Genomic DNA, 15,154 nt, shown 5'->3' on the forward strand with positions numbered 1-15,154 from the left:
TCTATTCTCCTTTCACAACATTTACCTGGCTGCCGTCAGATAATGATAACTGACCATTTATAACAATTTGATCGCCTGCTTTAACCTCACCCTCAATGGCTGTTTTATCAGACTGCGTTTCTTTTGGAGTAACTACCGTTCGAATAGCTTCATTATCTTTGATAACATAAACAAAAGACTCATTATTAGCTTCTTCAATTGCTTCTGTCGGTACAATGATGGCAGAATTTATTCTCTCTTCCGGAATATGCAGTTTTGCAGTTAGTCCTGCTATCAAATCCTCTTCATCATTATTAACTGTTGCTTCTATTGGATATAAACCTGTATCATCTGGCATGGTTCCAACTGACGACACTTCTGCTTTATATTGGTTCCCATCAATATCCACGTTTAGCTTATCCTCTCTCTCTACTAAACCACGAACATCCGAGGTAACGGTAAAGTTTAATTGAATTGTTTGTAAATCTGTAATAATCGCTAATGGCTCTTCAGTGGATGCAATTCCTCCCTCACTTACCGATAATTGAGCAATCTCTCCAGCTTTAGAAGCCCTAATATTCTGCTTTCCAGCAGGGGTTTGTATCGTTGCAATGACATCATTTTCTTCTACTTGATCGCCATTTTGGACTTCTAATGAATCTATTTCACCAGGATTTTGTACCATTACTGGAGTTGAAGCAGAAGGGGCGGTTCTCCCATATATTGTCTTCTCAATAACAATATCGCCTTCCGTTGCTTCTTCTGTTTCTACAGGTATTACTTTTTCTTCCTGCTCCTGCTCGTCATCATCAGCTTGCTGATTGCATGCACCAAGCAAGGTGATCAATAAAATGGCGGCTATACTAATTCCAATCTTTTTCATCTGTGAAGCTCCTCTCGTTTATCAACGTTATTCAAGATAATAATTCCACATCAAATAAGTCAGCCAATTGTTCAGTCTCTTCTTTTAACTCAGGAAATTGATAAAAATGAGCAAGTAAACCTTGAACAACAACGGATTGATATTCATCCTGGTCTACTTCTTTTTGTAATGCGCTTATTACTTCATGAAGTTGTGCTTTTTTTATTTCATCTAGTTGGATTGCTTCTACATTCATTTTTAACAATTTAAGGGCTATCTGAATCTCATTCCGTTTTTGGTCCATTTCAGCAAAGGAATATGCATTTGGGACTTGGTCTAAACCGATTAGCGGCTCTTCCTTTCTATGTAGCATACCTTTGACTAAATCATCAATTCTCCGAACTAAAAATGCTCCTGCTTCACCACTATCTATTTGTATATCCTCTATCATTAGCCATTTAAAATATCCGCTAAGCAGTCCCTCCGCTTGAATAATGATGTCAATCAAAATAGCATCCATTTCATCCATTTCTTCTTGGTAAATTGCCTTTAAATTGCTCTTCATCCAATTAAAGTTTTCTACTTTTAAGTTATAAATTAACTTATCAATATTTTCTCCTAAGGATATATTCTCACGTATAAACATAAAAATGTAATCCTTATGGCAATAGATATAATCTATTGAAACAGCGAGTTGATTTGCAAAATTCTCTCTTGGTGTGTTACTGTCTTGTTGCATTTGCTTCATTTCTTCAGAAATACGTTGATGGAAGTTATGAATAGCGGTGGCAATAAACGCTTCTTTTGAAGAAAAATAGATATAAAATGATCCTTTGGATACACCAGCTTCATTAGCAATTTCTTGAATAGAAGTATTATAATAGCCTTTTTCAGCTATTAACTTCATCCCAATTTCAATTAATTTTTGTTTCTTATCATTCATGATTAACCCCTCTTTGTAGTACGGATATGCCAGACTATTTGTTTCATTAAACGAATGACTGACCGGTTAGTCACATCACGTTTTACTAAGTGTAACAATGAAACTGTTTTCATTACAAGCACGAAAATAAAATGACATGAAATCTTCATAAATTGCTTCTCATAAAAACAAGGCACTCCTGATAAATGAGCACCTTATGAATCACAACAGCTATCTCAAAATTCGTTTAGAAGGGTTACCTCTACTAAATAGAAAGGAACGGTTCATATGTACAATAATTTGACTTGTACGCTTATATTGCATATCAAATGTATTTAACGATGTATGCGCTAGTAAGTTACTCCCATCATTAAATTGGATTGATGTACATTGGTCATGACTTTGATAGGAATGAATATGATGATATGCAACCCACACACAGGATTTGTTCTTAGTTGAAGCTGTTGGAATCATATATACACCCATTTCGGGAATAACAGGTATCGGAAGCTTACTTGAAGTTTTTAATATATCTCGTACAGCTCCCTTCCTCCCCTCTAGTGTAGACCCGTATACTAAGCAGCTATTGTCAATGATTTGTTCTGGTTTATGTAATGACTTTCTTTCTCTATTCTCTTCTATTATGAGTGATCGGTAATAGGTTAATTCTTTAAGGATAATTGCTTTTGTTCTTGGTGAAATAATATAAACAGATGTAATACAGTTTGTCATTGTCCTCCTCCTTTTTACTAAATTTTGTAATTCTATTTTACTATGATGGCTTTCTTTTTTCATTATTTTTTCAGATTATTTAAAAATATTGGTTTTTAAGGTTTATCTATATAAAGATTCGGGAAACGACTTCTAAATCAAGATTTACTAGTCATGCATTTCCATTGACTAAATTTGCTCATTCAAGGAGGAGAAATTATGGCAGAACAGAATCAAAATACCAATCAACAGAAAGAACTTCGTCTTCAGCACCTTATTACAGGGTCTTTAATCGGGGCAATTGTTGGAGCAATTACATCTTTATTATTTGCACCCAAAACCGGTAGAGAACTACGTGCTGATTTATCCAAACAAATGGTGAACACAAAGGATAATACAGTTGATATCACGAAAAGATTTGGCACTACAGCAAAGGGTAAACTAACAAATATGAAAGAATCTGCTATTGAAAAATCAAGTAAACACAGCATGAAACAGAACGATACTTCAACAGAAGGAATAAATGAAACCAGTGCTTCTACATCTGAACCAACTGAAACAATTGAATCGGATAAGCAAACTGTCAAAGCTAAGTAAATATAAAATACCTAATTTATGTTCAGCTACTACTTATGGAGTTTAAAAGATGGATGTAACGTACATTCAACAAAAAGCAAACCTTCCTCTGTAAAAAAGGAAGGTTTGCTTTCTAATATAAGTATCCAATTATAGTCGATACTAAAACTTATTGGTTACCTTGACCACCATTATTATTTTCTTCTTGCATGTTGTTATCCTTATTTTCTTCCATACCATTATCTTCGTTTGTTTCGTCCTCTAGCGCTGGATCTTCTTCATTCATGCCACCATTGTCATCAGCTGGGTTCTCATTGTTTTCTTGTTCTTCTTGCATTGGAGCATCTTCCTCAGCTGGATCTTGTTGATCATCGGTTCCACAAGCAGCTATTAAAGACAACGCTAAAATGGGGGAACCAAATTTCACGAATAGTTTTTTCTTCATGTGCAAAACCTCCTTTTGAATTCGTTTTCGGTCTTAGCATAACCAAAACAAAAGAAGTCATACACATTTTTTCAATTATTTCCTATAAGTGAAAGATAAAGCAACTATATTATTTTATGGCAAACATAATTTCAGCTTCACAAGCAATTTCTCCATCAACTTTTGCAACAGCTTTGCCTTTGCCAATAGGCCCCTTTAACCTTAATATCTCAACTTCCATTTGTAACTGATCCCCAGGTTTCACTTGTTTTTTAAAGCGACAGTTGTCTACACCGGCTAGAAATCCAATTTTACCTTGATTTTCTTCTAATCCAAGCATGGCAATTGCCCCAACTTGAGCCAAGGCTTCTAAAATTAAAACTCCTGGCATCACTGCATAGCCTGGGAAATGTCCTTGGAAAAATGGTTCGTTTGCAGTAACATTTTTTATACCAGTCACTCGCTTCCCTGTTTCCATTTCCGTTACTCGATCTACCAATAAAAATGGATAACGATGTGGGATTGTTTCTTTAATTTGTTCAATATCCATGAATTACTCTCCTTTTATTATGCTACTATAATTAATATACCATTTGGACGTCATTTACTCATTTAATACATATATAATAACTCGCACCTTTATGCGCAACAAAGCTGAAAAAAGCATCTAGTCTAACGACCGGATGCTTTTTTACTTATTCTGTTTTTATAACGATATCAATTATATGCTGCCATGTTTCTTTTTTTAGTGCATCAACAGGAGCACCGTCACCTATTACACCATAACCAATCATTAGCCCAATAACTAATGCGATTAAACAAAGAAGAAGCACAACAATGATACGTAACCATATTGGGAATACTCGCAACCGGGGAAGCTTATTGTTATTCTTCTGCTTTCGCTTTTGCTCGCTTCTTGACCCTTCAGCTAAGCGCTCCGCTTTCTTTCTAAATGAAAAGCGTTTCTTCGGAGGCACTGCTTGTTTTTCTTCGATTGTTTGATCCTCTTGATTCATAGACATTGTTTTACCCCTTAATTCTTTAAAACTTGAAAAGAAGTTCTATCATTCTGATCACATATATACCGTTATGATCGTAATTGATTAACTAAACCGGACATTTGATCACTCATTGAAATTGTTCGCGAATTAAATTGATAAGCACGCTGCGTTCTTAAGAGATCAGACATTTCTTTTGAAATGTCAATATTCGAAGCCTCTAATGCCCCACTTTTAATCATCTGCTCTTCTGGATTCACCTGTTGGATTATTTCATTCGTATCAATTCCTAGATCAGCTATATTCGGTAATTGAAACATATTATTTCCATCAAACTCTAAAAGTCTAGGACGTACTGCCTCGATCACCGCTAATTGTTCAACGACCTCTGTCTGATTACCTCTTGTAATTTGAATCTGTCCATTAGATTGAATGGCGATATTATCAAACCCTTGTTCAAAAATAATTGGTCCATTTTCCCCTAATATTGGATTTCCATTGCTATTTGTAAGCATAACTTCTTGATTGTTATTTATTGGGCTTAAATAAAACGAGCCATCTCTTGTATATCGTGTTTGGGCTATTCCGTTCTCGATAACTTGAACCTGATAGAATAAATTCCCTTGAAGTAATGCTGTATCTAAAGCACGTTCCGTTTCTTTAATATTTCCTAAGCTTAAGTTAACATTTGTAGAACCTAGTTTAGCTCCTGCACCAATCCTAATTCCTTCTGGTGTTAATCTTGCCTGTGGATTAGCTGGTTCCGTCAAATTATTTATCTGTTGAAATAATAAAGAAGAAAATTCAGTTTGTCTCGCCTTATAACCTGTTGTTTGGCTATTTGCTAAATTGTTTCCAATCGTATCTAGTTGATTCTGTAACTGATTCATTGTAACAGCAGCCTGTATCATTGTTCTAGACATAAACTCCCCCCCTAAACCAAACGACCAATTTCGCTTACTGCTTTACCCATGCTTTCGTCATACGCTTTTAATACACGCTGATTTGTTTCAAACATCCGATAAGATTCCATCATTTGTGTCATTGATTGCAACGAATCTACATTTGAACGTTCTAGGAACCCTTGTTTAATGGAAAACGTGACATCTGCTGGCATTTCATCAACTTCACCTGCAAATAAGTTATTCCCTTCTTTTACCATATTATTTGCGTCTGGTGTATAAGCAATATTCAATGCAGCGGTCTGCTCGGGTGTTCGCAACATTCCGTTTGCAGTAACGGTAAATTCCATTCCATTCGTTTGAATAGGTTGTCCTTCTTGATCTAAAACATAGTAACCTTGGTTTGTTACTAGATAACCTTGGCCATCTACAGTAAAGTTCCCATTTCTCGTATATCGAACTTCCCCGGCTTCATTTTGCACAGTAAAAAAAAGATTTGCCGACTGATTTGGTAATTCTCCATTAACCAATGCTAAATCAGTGGTACTACCTGTTTCTCTTATATCACCTTGTCTAAAGTTCGGAATTGTTTCCTGAACATAGACACCTGTGTTTAATGCACCGATCGATTGATGGATTGGAAATTGCATCGATGATTTAACTGAGATTTGATTCCCTTTTCCACCAATGCGATTCATTAACATTTCCGGAAATGCATGCAATGTTGTTTGATCTGCTTTATAACCTGGTGTGTTCGCATTGGAAATATTATTTGAAAAAGCTTCCTGTTGGCGTTGTTGGGCAATCATTCCACTAGCTGCCGTATAAAAGCCTCTTAACAAAATATTCCCTCCCGCTATCCATATTTAATGTATAGTTACACTACTTTTTTTCGTTCTACCTTATCAATATTCTCTAACATAATCCCTGTACCTTTAGCCACACAATTCATAGGTTCTTCTGCAATAAAGACTGGTACTTTCAACTCTTCAGCAAGTAGTTCGTCTATTCCATGTATTAATGCTCCACCACCCGTTAAAATAACTCCACGATCAATAATATCAGCAGACAATTCTGGTGGTGTACGTTCAAGTACAGACTTAGCAGCTTGTACAATAAGGGATACAGATTCACGTAATGCCTCTTCTATTTCAACTGAATTAACAGCAATCGTTCGAGGAAGACCAGAAACCATATCTCTACCGCGGATTTCCATTTCCTCTTTACGTCCATCCTTGAAAACTGTTGCTACATTAATCTTAATTTCTTCTGCTGTTCGTTCGCCGATTAACAGTTTATATTTTTTCTTTATGTATTGAAGTATCTCGATATCAAACTTGTCACCAGCCATTTTAATGGATTCAGAGGTAACAATATCCCCCATCGATAACACGGCAACATCTGTTGTTCCCCCGCCAATATCTACGACCATATTACCGCTTGGCTGGAATATTTCCATTCCTGCGCCGATAGCAGCTACTTTAGGCTCTTCTTCTAAATAAACTTTTTTACCGCCAGATTTTTCAGCTGCTTCTTTAATTGCTTTTTGCTCTACTTTCGTAATATTAGTAGGACAGCAAATAAGAATTCTTGGCTTTGAAAGAAAGCCCTTTACATTTATTTTATTTATAAAATGCTTTAGCATAGCCTCTGTCACATCGAAATCCGCAATTACTCCATCCTTTAGTGGGCGGATTGCTTCAATGTTTCCTGGTGTACGCCCAACCATCTTTCTAGCGGCCTCTCCAACTTCCAATACTTTACCAGTTTGTCGGTCCATAGCCACTACAGAAGGTTCGTTTAAAACAATACCTTTTCCTTTTACATGAATCAATACATTGGCTGTACCAAGATCAATTCCAATATCCCTAGAAAACATGGGTTTAGATCCTCCTAATTAAATTACTGATACTTTTTTTCCATACTGCTACTAATATAATATTTTACCACAAAAGTCTACAATTAACTGCAATTTAAATAAATTTTGTCTAGGAATTTAGACTTACATCAGTTTTTAGACTTCTAAACATACCAAAACCCAGCAGATAAATCACTGGGTTTTTGAATAAGTGTAATATAACATACTTTTATCCTACTGGTTTAACTTCTTCTTCCTGCTCTGGTTCAATTCTATACTTTTTTCTAGTTGCTTCTCCCCCACGAAGATGACGAATAGCCTTGTGATGTTCTAATATTTTTTTAACCCGATTCGCTAGTTCTGGGTTAATCTCTGGCAATCGTTCTGTCAAGTCTTTGTGGACTGTGCTTTTGGAAACACCAAACTCTTTTGCTATCACTCGGACAGTTTTCTTCGTCTCCACGACATAATTTCCTATCCTGATAGTCCTCTCTTTGATGTAATCGTGCACACCGTTCGCCTCCCTGAGTTGTATATTTCCGAGGTGGTAAGTGAGACAAGGTGTTTGTAATAATAGGCCTGCATATCTCCTGAAAATTCGATAATCAAAGACGATGCTATATAACTTGCGATAGTTCACACCTGCATGCTTCCGTCAATAATTTTACTAAATATTCTGTCATTTATATTCATACCATTAAATTAGTGGGATGTAATTAGGTCTAAAGCTACACAAGTTCTCACCTCAGACATTTCAGTTTAAATTGGTTTGTATAAGTTTATTAGCAAACGTTTGGGATTATGATTAAAAAAGCATCTTTATCAAGAAGGACAGGTTAATTTTACAAACAAAGGTGGATGTTTCAAATGAAATAGGAGGGTTTGTGGCAATAAAAAACGAAGAAATCATTATAATTTATAAAAAACGATTCAACTTTTCCTTCTTGCATTCATTTTACTTGTTTCTAATTCCTACTAGTAAGTCGTTGACCTTGTTCATAGTATGGTATTTTTTATTTAGTATACCAAACGTGACTCTTAATCGATCCATCCTAGATCAGGATCAGCAGATTGAATACTAACTCCACCATCAATCCATCCTAAATCCGGATCAGCTGTCAGATTACCAGGAATAAAAGAAATCACCATCACTAAAGTAACCACACCAAGTAAAGATTTTAACTTTTTCATTTTATTACCTCCTAATAATTGGTAAGGTAAGAAAAAGTTGAATCGTTAATCCCTATTTAATTGTAAAAGACCAATGCTTAAATCCTACTTATTCCTTTTTATTTCATTGTTTTTAATACACTAAGTGGTAACCTACTGAAGAAGAAATCACTTCGCTTTTCAATAAATTCATTATAAGACTGCAGCAATATTTGCTTGTCATATTTTGCCTTCCCCATATAATACAGTTTAAAAGGGCTATCTAATTTTATTTTACTTAATATAGAAATTGCCTTTGCATTATTGCCTTTAGCTATTTCCATATGAGCTAATTCACTCGCATCCGTTGTTGTTATGTGTTCAAACTGATCAAGTTTCCTAAAGTGAGAAGTTAGAAAAGGTATATTATTATTATTAACACTGTGAATTATATTTTGGAGGCCATGATATTCTGCAATAGAGATTGCTTCATTTAAGTGATACATTCCTTGTAAATACGTATCAAATATATAACTAAGTCCCAATTTAATATGGACACCGGCTTTTGTGTTTGGATTTTGTGATAAATTGAGGACTCTGTAAGCACACTTTCTTGCCATAATTAGCTCATTTCGTAATAAATAATAAATCATCAAGAACTGATTAAGTCTGATATTAAAAAAGGCGATTAAAAAGCGATCATCAATTCGTTCAAAGAGCCTTTGTTGAATATCTAAAAAATTACCGATTTTATCATATTGTTGTAAATCATAATATAAGGTGACTTTGACAAACTCTATTAAACATTTTGTTTCGGGGTCATCTGCAGTCATACGCTTTACTTTCTGCAGTAATTCGTGAGGAGAGTATCGAGTTGTATTGCGATCAATCATTATTTGATAGATTGAGGCCCATTGTCTGTTTGAAGTATACGTAGATTTCTTGTTTTTCTCTACCAACTGTTGCAGTTCTTCAAAAAAGCCATTCATATATAAGAATTCCATGCCTTTTTTCTGAATATCTCTGGATGAGGATTGTAAACAATATTTCCTAATTAATTGCATAACTGTTTCGTTATCATGGTCACGCGACAAGAATTCTTTAAGCTGCTCCAAAGATAAAGTCAATTCATCTTCACCAGCTATAAAAGTAGTAGGTAAGGACATGAATCAAAACTCCTTTCCAACAAGAAAACCAAGGAAAAAATATTAGTTATTTCGTCAAGCTTCAACATAATATTTTATTTATCTTTATATTAACACATTTTCCACAAATAAAAAGAGGGAATCGTTCGACAAATTCTGCAAACCATAAAAAACCCCTAACCTCTAAGTTAGGGGACATGCATGATATTTAGATTATGCACTTTTAGATGTTTCTGTTGATGCACCTGATTCCGTTTCACTTTGATCTGGATTCTCTGTTTCAGTTTGGTCATCAGTATCATCCGATTCAGACTCACCGTTTTCTTCATCTGCTTTTGGTTTTTCTTCAGAGCTATCTTCATCTTCTTGCTTCGCATCTTCTTCATTTGTTGAAGACTCTTCCGCTTCTTCACTCGTTTCTGATTCCTCAGCAGCTTCTTCTGTCACACTGTTCAGGCTGCTAACTGGCTGATTAAAGTATTCTTCAGGATTTACTTCTTTACCAGCTTTACGCAGTTCGAAGTGCACGTGAGTTCCATTATCTTTTCCAAATACATTTTTCCCAGCTGAACCAAGTTTATCTCCTTGTTTAACGTCAGCTCCTGCCTTAACACTAACATCATTAAGGCTGGCGTAATATGTCTTTACATCATCACCATGTGTTAGAACAACAACGTTACCAAGTAATGGATCTTCTTTAACTTCACTAATTGTTCCACTTATTGCTGCTACAACATCAAATGATTCGTCATTTGCTGAAGCAATATCTACCCCAGTACTTTGGTAATACTTGTTGTTGTAGAGAACTAAAGCTTGTTCTTGATCTTCTTGTTCTGCATTGTAATCATAAAATTTAGTTACGATTTCTGCTTCTTCTTGGTTTGTTACAGGCATTTGAATCATCTCTTGCTGGTCTAATACTGGTTCAGCATCTTCACCATGTTGTGCAGGAGTATATTCATTTGCCTCATCCTGTGCATCTGGTACTTGATTATCCATATTTTGATACCAAACGACGACAGATAACAATACAGCGGCGATTGTTAGATAGACAGCTGGAAAAAACCACTTCTTACGAAAAATTCGGGTCCACTTATTTTTTGAAGCCCCTTTGTTTTCCTCATTCATTAGATCATCACCTCAACAACCATTCTGATCAGAAAAAGGGATTTATATACATCTTTAAAAAAATATTTTGTAAATTTATGCATTTTTTCTTAAAAGTTGGGGAAAGTAAAGGGTTTTTCAATCTTTTATGGACAAAGAAAGACCCTCGCCTATTTGGAGACGAGAGTTGGAGCTGTTTCATTCACTGTACTTATTTTTACATCTTTATAATAATAATTCACGATATCTTTATAGTTTTTCCCTTCCTTAGCCATGCCGTTAGCACCATATTGACTCATTCCAATTCCGTGTCCAAAACCCTTTGTTGTAAAAATAAAGTGATCATTTTTTTGTTCAATTGTAAAGTCACTTGACCGCAATTCTAGCTTTTCCCGAACATCTCTTCCAGAGAAAGTCTTTCCATCTATTTGCAATTTGCCAACTCGTTTACTATCCGTTCTTGTTAGCTCAATGGGCAACGGCGTTTGATTAGGTAAATCAATTTCCAGCGCTGCTTCCAATTGACCAAACGTAAATGTCTTCTGATCTAAAAATTTTGGTGAGTTTTCATCCCACGGGCTTTCTACACTGCGTAGATAAGGAAGTTCATTTTCCCAATAATCCTCTGAATTTTCTGTGTATCCATTGCTTGTTGAAAAAAACGCGGGAGTTATTGGGGATTCCTTATACGTTAATATTTCTCCTTCCGTTTCTGCCACTGCTTCTTTTATCTTATTGATTTTCCAATCATAGTCGCTTCCCCACTGTTTTCTAAGTTGATAATTGTCTTTATAAACTTGGTGTTGAACCGTATCTGTTACATCTGACTTCTCCGTTGATTCCCCGTGCAGCTTATGATTAACAATGTAGGTTCTAGCAGCAAGTGATTGCGCTTTTAATGCTTCTTTTTCAAAATCAGCAGGCATTTCTGATGCTACTACTCCTACAACATATTCTTCTAAAGGTATACCCTCCACTTCATCAGACGCTGTTCTCATAACAGAGACAGAAAATGGGGATGACCCTAATTCAACTGATGATGCTGCTTCTTCATTTTCTATGGCGCCCGTACTTTGTTGTTCTTGATTATCTTTGCCGAAGGGAACAACAATTAACGTCGGAATAACAAGAATAATCGTTAACAGACTTGAGAGCAATATGACGGTTGGTAATCTCCATTTGGAAGGCGACTTTGGCTTTTTATTTAAATAGTACGGTTTTTTTGACTTGAAAATGGCGAGCGTATCATTTCGCGTTAATCGCTCTGTTGAATGCTGTTTCTTAAGAGATGACTGCTGCTTTGATTTAATTTTTTTCATTAGATTGGAATTGCGTTTCTTCCAAGCTTTGGCTCCATGTTTTTGCTGGAATTGCGTTTTTTTCATTACCTTCCCCCTTCCATTTCATTTAATCTAGCTTCCCTACTATTAAATTTATACAGTAACTGGAAACAATAGAACTGAAAAATAAAAAACTTGGGAAACCCCAAGTTACAATAATAACTAGTTAATAGATTAATTTAGTTTTGTTGCAAGTCCCCTCGCTTGTTCCGTATTTACTATTGTCTCATCATATAAATGACAAGCGACATAATGATCTTGTTCAATTTCTTGCCAGGTCGGTTTTTTTAATGCACAGACTTCCATTGCCATCGGGCAACGAGTACGAAAAACACAACCACTTGGAGGATGAATTGGACTCGGTAATTCTCCTTTTAGGATAATTCGTTCTCTTGTTTCTTCGATATCCGGATCAGGAATCGGAATAGCCGAAAGTAAAGCTTTTGTATAAGGATGAAGTGGATTATCATATAATTCTTCACTATTAGTGAGCTCGACTAAATTCCCTAGATACATAACTCCTATACGATCAGAAATTAGCTTAACCATGGATAAATCATGAGCAATAAATAAAAAAGTCAATCCTTTATCCATTTGCAAATCCTTTAATAAGTTCACCACTTGTGCTTGAACGGATACATCTAATGCTGAAATTGGCTCATCAGCAATAATAAAGTCTGGATTCAAAGCTAGTGCTCTGGCAATCCCTATACGCTGACGCTGTCCGCCACTAAATTCATGCGGGTAACGATTCGCATGATCTCGATTAAGGCCTACTTCTTCTAATAACTGATATACCCGATCAAGTTTCTCCTGTTTATTTTTATAAACCCCATGTACTTCCATGGGTTCTGAAATGACCTCTTTAATAGTCGACCTTGGATTTAAGGATGCATATGGGTCTTGGAAAATCATTTGCATGCGTCGATACATTTGGAATTTTTCTTTTGTCGTTAATGAATGAATATTATTGCCGTCGTACAAAACCTCTCCATCTGTTTTATCATATAATCCTAGTATGGTACGTCCGATTGTAGACTTTCCACAGCCTGACTCTCCAACTAAGCCAAATGTCTCTCCTTTATTAATACTAAATGAAACATCGTTAACAGCTAGAAGTACTTGGCCACCTCCAACAGTAAAATACTTCTTAAGTTGGTTGACCTCCAAAATTTTTTCGCCCATCTGAATTCACCTCATTTGTTAGCCAGTAGCGTCTTGCAGCACATAGCTCTTTCTCATAAACGGTATGCTTTAATTCAATTATTTCTACCCCTTTTCCAGTTTGTGGGGAATGAATCATTTTACCATCTCCATAATAAATGCCAACATGATGTAGCTTCCCCTTTCCTTCCTCATAGGCGAAGAACAGCAAATCTCCTGGCTGTAGATGGTTATAAGCCACCACTTTTCCAGATTTAGCTTGATCGCCAGCATCCCGTGCAATTTGATAACCATTTGCTTTATGAGCAGCATAAGCCAGCCCTGAACAATCATAACCAAAAGAACTCATTCCACCCCAAAAATAAGCTAAACCCACAAAATCTTCTACGGCTTTTACAATTGATCTACCAGTACCTTGTTTACATCCCTCTGAAATGTTGTTCAACTCAACATCTTCTCTCGCTATATACTGTAAACCATGCGGTGTCTGAATCTTTACAAGTTTATCCATTATGGAAATAACTGGTAGAATGCTTAAATAACTTAACTTTATCGTAGGTTTTCCATTTTCGTTTTTTAACCATGCCTTATCCTTTATAACCATTGCTTGGATAGGATAATTATTCGTTGAATAACCTACTTCGGCCAATTGGTAAATAGGAATCCAGCCTGGATATCCCCGTTCATCTTTATAAGATGGCTGCGAAGGGATAATAACCTTTGCCCAATCTCCTTCTTTGTTAATAAGCTCGACCGATTCACCATAAAGAACTTGCGTTTGCACCAGATTTTTATTACATAATTCTAATTTTGAATGGTAATCCAATAATTCTACCCACTGATCAATATCTGTTGGGGCTGTTAACCCTGGTGAATCTATCTTCCTAGCAGAATCTGGTGTTGTCCACACTGTTGCTACCTGCACAGCAGTTACCCAGTTAGTAACTTTTTGATCAAACATTTGTTTCGTCATGTTATACACCCCTAGCTATGCTCACTTTAGTTCAAACTAAACGGAGGAACAAGAAACGTATTCTTTAGCGTTGTTCCGTTCGATGGAGCCGCTCCCATATGCATCTTTACAAGTCTATTGCACACCAGGTTTAGCGATAAGTTTTTTATTTCCTGTTGACAAATAACCTTCTACACCTAATGGTATTGCTAGATTAGGCAGGCAATGCCCCATTTTAAATCCCGCAATAACCGGTTTATTGAGATTAGAAAAATAGCTTTGAAATACTGCATTCATAGATAGAGAGGGAGTTACCTTTGCTTTTGCATCAGCAAAGTCTCCTAGCATAAAACCAGCAGCACTGCTCAACTTCCCAGCCAGCTTTAATTGATTAAGCATACTATCAACCCTATATGGCTCTTCTCCTATATCTTCAAGTAAAATTAACCGATTCGTTGTATCAATTTCAAAAGGTGTTCCTAACGAGCTTACTAATAACGATAAATTCCCCCCAACGATCATCCCGGTAGCCTCGCCTTCTGCGAATACATGTAAGGGGCCAAATTGTTCTGAATATGTATAAGTAATTGGGCGAAAAAGCTGTTCAAACATGCTTGCAGAAACATGATCAAAATTATCTTTCGCAATATCAGATGCCAGCATTGGACCGTGGAATGTGATTAGTCCTGTCTGTTGGCGAATAGCAGTATGCAGATACGTAATGTCACTATAACCCCAGTAAACCTTAGGATTACGCTTTATACATGTATAGTCTAGATATGAAGCTATTCGTGCAGTCCCATACCCCCCCCTAGCGAAAATGATTGCTTTTATCTCTGGATTTATAATCATATGATGTAAATCTTCGGTCCTTTCCTTATCCGTACCGGCTAAATATCCATTTACTTTTTCAATGTTTTTCCCTAACTGCACATTTAAGCCCATTTTTTCAAAAAAAGAAACAGCTTGATGTAAACATTCCTGATCTGGTGGTCCTGCAGGTGCTACCACACCAATTCTATCTCCTGTTTGCAATCTTGGCGGATGAATCATCTTATTCTCCTC

General features: G+C 36.1%; 18 protein-coding genes. 1 reads left to right on the plus strand and 17 read right to left on the minus strand.

All coding sequences use genetic code 11. From position 1 onward, the window contains the following. Position 1: 1 nt before the first annotated feature. From JKP73_RS04580 to JKP73_RS04590, 3 genes are all read right to left on the minus strand, one after another. Positions 2-862 (minus strand): efflux RND transporter periplasmic adaptor subunit, encoded by an 861-nt coding sequence (locus JKP73_RS04580; RefSeq protein ID WP_160806817.1) that lies wholly within the window; start codon positions 860-862, stop codon positions 2-4. A gap of 31 nt (positions 863-893) precedes the next feature. Beyond that, entirely contained in the window at positions 894-1,784 is an 891-nt protein-coding gene (locus tag JKP73_RS04585; RefSeq protein WP_021289793.1) for a TetR/AcrR family transcriptional regulator, read from the minus strand. Between the two features lie 210 nt (positions 1,785-1,994). After that, entirely contained in the window at positions 1,995-2,495 is a 501-nt protein-coding gene (locus tag JKP73_RS04590) for a competence protein ComK (protein WP_021289794.1), read from the minus strand. Between the two features lie 198 nt (positions 2,496-2,693). Between JKP73_RS04590 and JKP73_RS04595 the strand changes: the two genes are divergently transcribed. Continuing rightward, the gene (locus JKP73_RS04595) at positions 2,694-3,071 is read left to right on the plus strand and encodes a YtxH domain-containing protein (protein WP_021289795.1); all 378 of its coding nucleotides are present in this window, start codon (positions 2,694-2,696) and stop codon (positions 3,069-3,071) included. 148 nt (positions 3,072-3,219) lie between these two features. Here the strand turns inward: JKP73_RS04595 and JKP73_RS04600 are convergent, their stop codons facing one another. The 14 genes from JKP73_RS04600 to JKP73_RS04665 all read right to left on the minus strand — a co-directional run bounded on the left by JKP73_RS04600 (position 3,220) and on the right by JKP73_RS04665 (position 15,142). Next, a complete protein-coding gene (locus JKP73_RS04600; RefSeq protein WP_021289796.1) occupies positions 3,220-3,495 on the minus strand; it encodes a hypothetical protein in 276 nt (91 codons plus the stop codon). A gap of 109 nt (positions 3,496-3,604) precedes the next feature. Then, on the minus strand, positions 3,605-4,024 hold the full coding sequence (gene fabZ, locus JKP73_RS04605; protein WP_021289797.1) for a 3-hydroxyacyl-ACP dehydratase FabZ: 420 nt from the start codon (positions 4,022-4,024) through the stop codon (positions 3,605-3,607). 145 nt (positions 4,025-4,169) lie between these two features. Further along, the gene (locus tag JKP73_RS04610; RefSeq protein WP_021289798.1) at positions 4,170-4,496 is read right to left on the minus strand and encodes a DNA-directed RNA polymerase subunit beta; all 327 of its coding nucleotides are present in this window, start codon (positions 4,494-4,496) and stop codon (positions 4,170-4,172) included. A 65-nt stretch (positions 4,497-4,561) separates the two neighbouring features. Continuing rightward, positions 4,562-5,395 carry a flagellar hook-basal body protein gene (locus tag JKP73_RS04615; protein WP_160806818.1) on the minus strand — a complete coding sequence of 278 codons (834 nt, stop codon included), beginning with the start codon at positions 5,393-5,395 and terminating at the stop codon, positions 4,562-4,564. An 11-nt stretch (positions 5,396-5,406) separates the two neighbouring features. After that, the gene (locus tag JKP73_RS04620) at positions 5,407-6,216 is read right to left on the minus strand and encodes a flagellar hook-basal body protein (RefSeq protein WP_160806819.1); all 810 of its coding nucleotides are present in this window, start codon (positions 6,214-6,216) and stop codon (positions 5,407-5,409) included. A gap of 35 nt (positions 6,217-6,251) precedes the next feature. After that, entirely contained in the window at positions 6,252-7,253 is a 1,002-nt protein-coding gene (locus tag JKP73_RS04625; RefSeq protein WP_021289801.1) for a rod shape-determining protein, read from the minus strand. A gap of 208 nt (positions 7,254-7,461) precedes the next feature. Beyond that, the gene (gene spoIIID / locus JKP73_RS04630; protein ID WP_021289802.1) at positions 7,462-7,743 is read right to left on the minus strand and encodes a sporulation transcriptional regulator SpoIIID; all 282 of its coding nucleotides are present in this window, start codon (positions 7,741-7,743) and stop codon (positions 7,462-7,464) included. A 527-nt stretch (positions 7,744-8,270) separates the two neighbouring features. Further along, complete coding sequence (locus tag JKP73_RS04635; protein ID WP_021289803.1) at positions 8,271-8,423, minus strand: hypothetical protein; 153 nt, start codon at positions 8,421-8,423, stop codon at positions 8,271-8,273. Between the two features lie 98 nt (positions 8,424-8,521). Beyond that, complete coding sequence (locus JKP73_RS04640; RefSeq protein WP_021289804.1) at positions 8,522-9,547, minus strand: AimR family lysis-lysogeny pheromone receptor; 1,026 nt, start codon at positions 9,545-9,547, stop codon at positions 8,522-8,524. Positions 9,548-9,739: 192 nt separating this feature from the next. After that, positions 9,740-10,654 carry a stage II sporulation protein SpoIIQ gene (spoIIQ, locus tag JKP73_RS04645; protein WP_021289805.1) on the minus strand — a complete coding sequence of 305 codons (915 nt, stop codon included), beginning with the start codon at positions 10,652-10,654 and terminating at the stop codon, positions 9,740-9,742. Between the two features lie 149 nt (positions 10,655-10,803). Further along, positions 10,804-12,018, minus strand: a complete 1,215-nt coding sequence (gene spoIID / locus JKP73_RS04650) for a stage II sporulation protein D (RefSeq protein WP_021289806.1) — start codon at positions 12,016-12,018, stop codon at positions 10,804-10,806. 129 nt (positions 12,019-12,147) lie between these two features. Further along, positions 12,148-13,158 (minus strand): ABC transporter ATP-binding protein, encoded by a 1,011-nt coding sequence (locus tag JKP73_RS04655; RefSeq protein WP_021289807.1) that lies wholly within the window; start codon positions 13,156-13,158, stop codon positions 12,148-12,150. Beyond that, positions 13,124-14,110, minus strand: a complete 987-nt coding sequence (locus tag JKP73_RS04660) for a C40 family peptidase (RefSeq protein ID WP_160806820.1) — start codon at positions 14,108-14,110, stop codon at positions 13,124-13,126. Before JKP73_RS04660 ends, JKP73_RS04655 begins: the two co-directional genes overlap by 35 nt. Before the next feature lie 114 nt (positions 14,111-14,224). Further along, positions 14,225-15,142, minus strand: a complete 918-nt coding sequence (locus JKP73_RS04665) for a S66 peptidase family protein (protein ID WP_038242205.1) — start codon at positions 15,140-15,142, stop codon at positions 14,225-14,227. Positions 15,143-15,154: the final 12 nt, after the last annotated feature.

This window comes from Virgibacillus salexigens, assembly GCF_014905415.1.
In the GTDB taxonomy this organism is placed as follows: Bacteria; Bacillota; Bacilli; order Bacillales; family Amphibacillaceae; genus Virgibacillus; species Virgibacillus salexigens.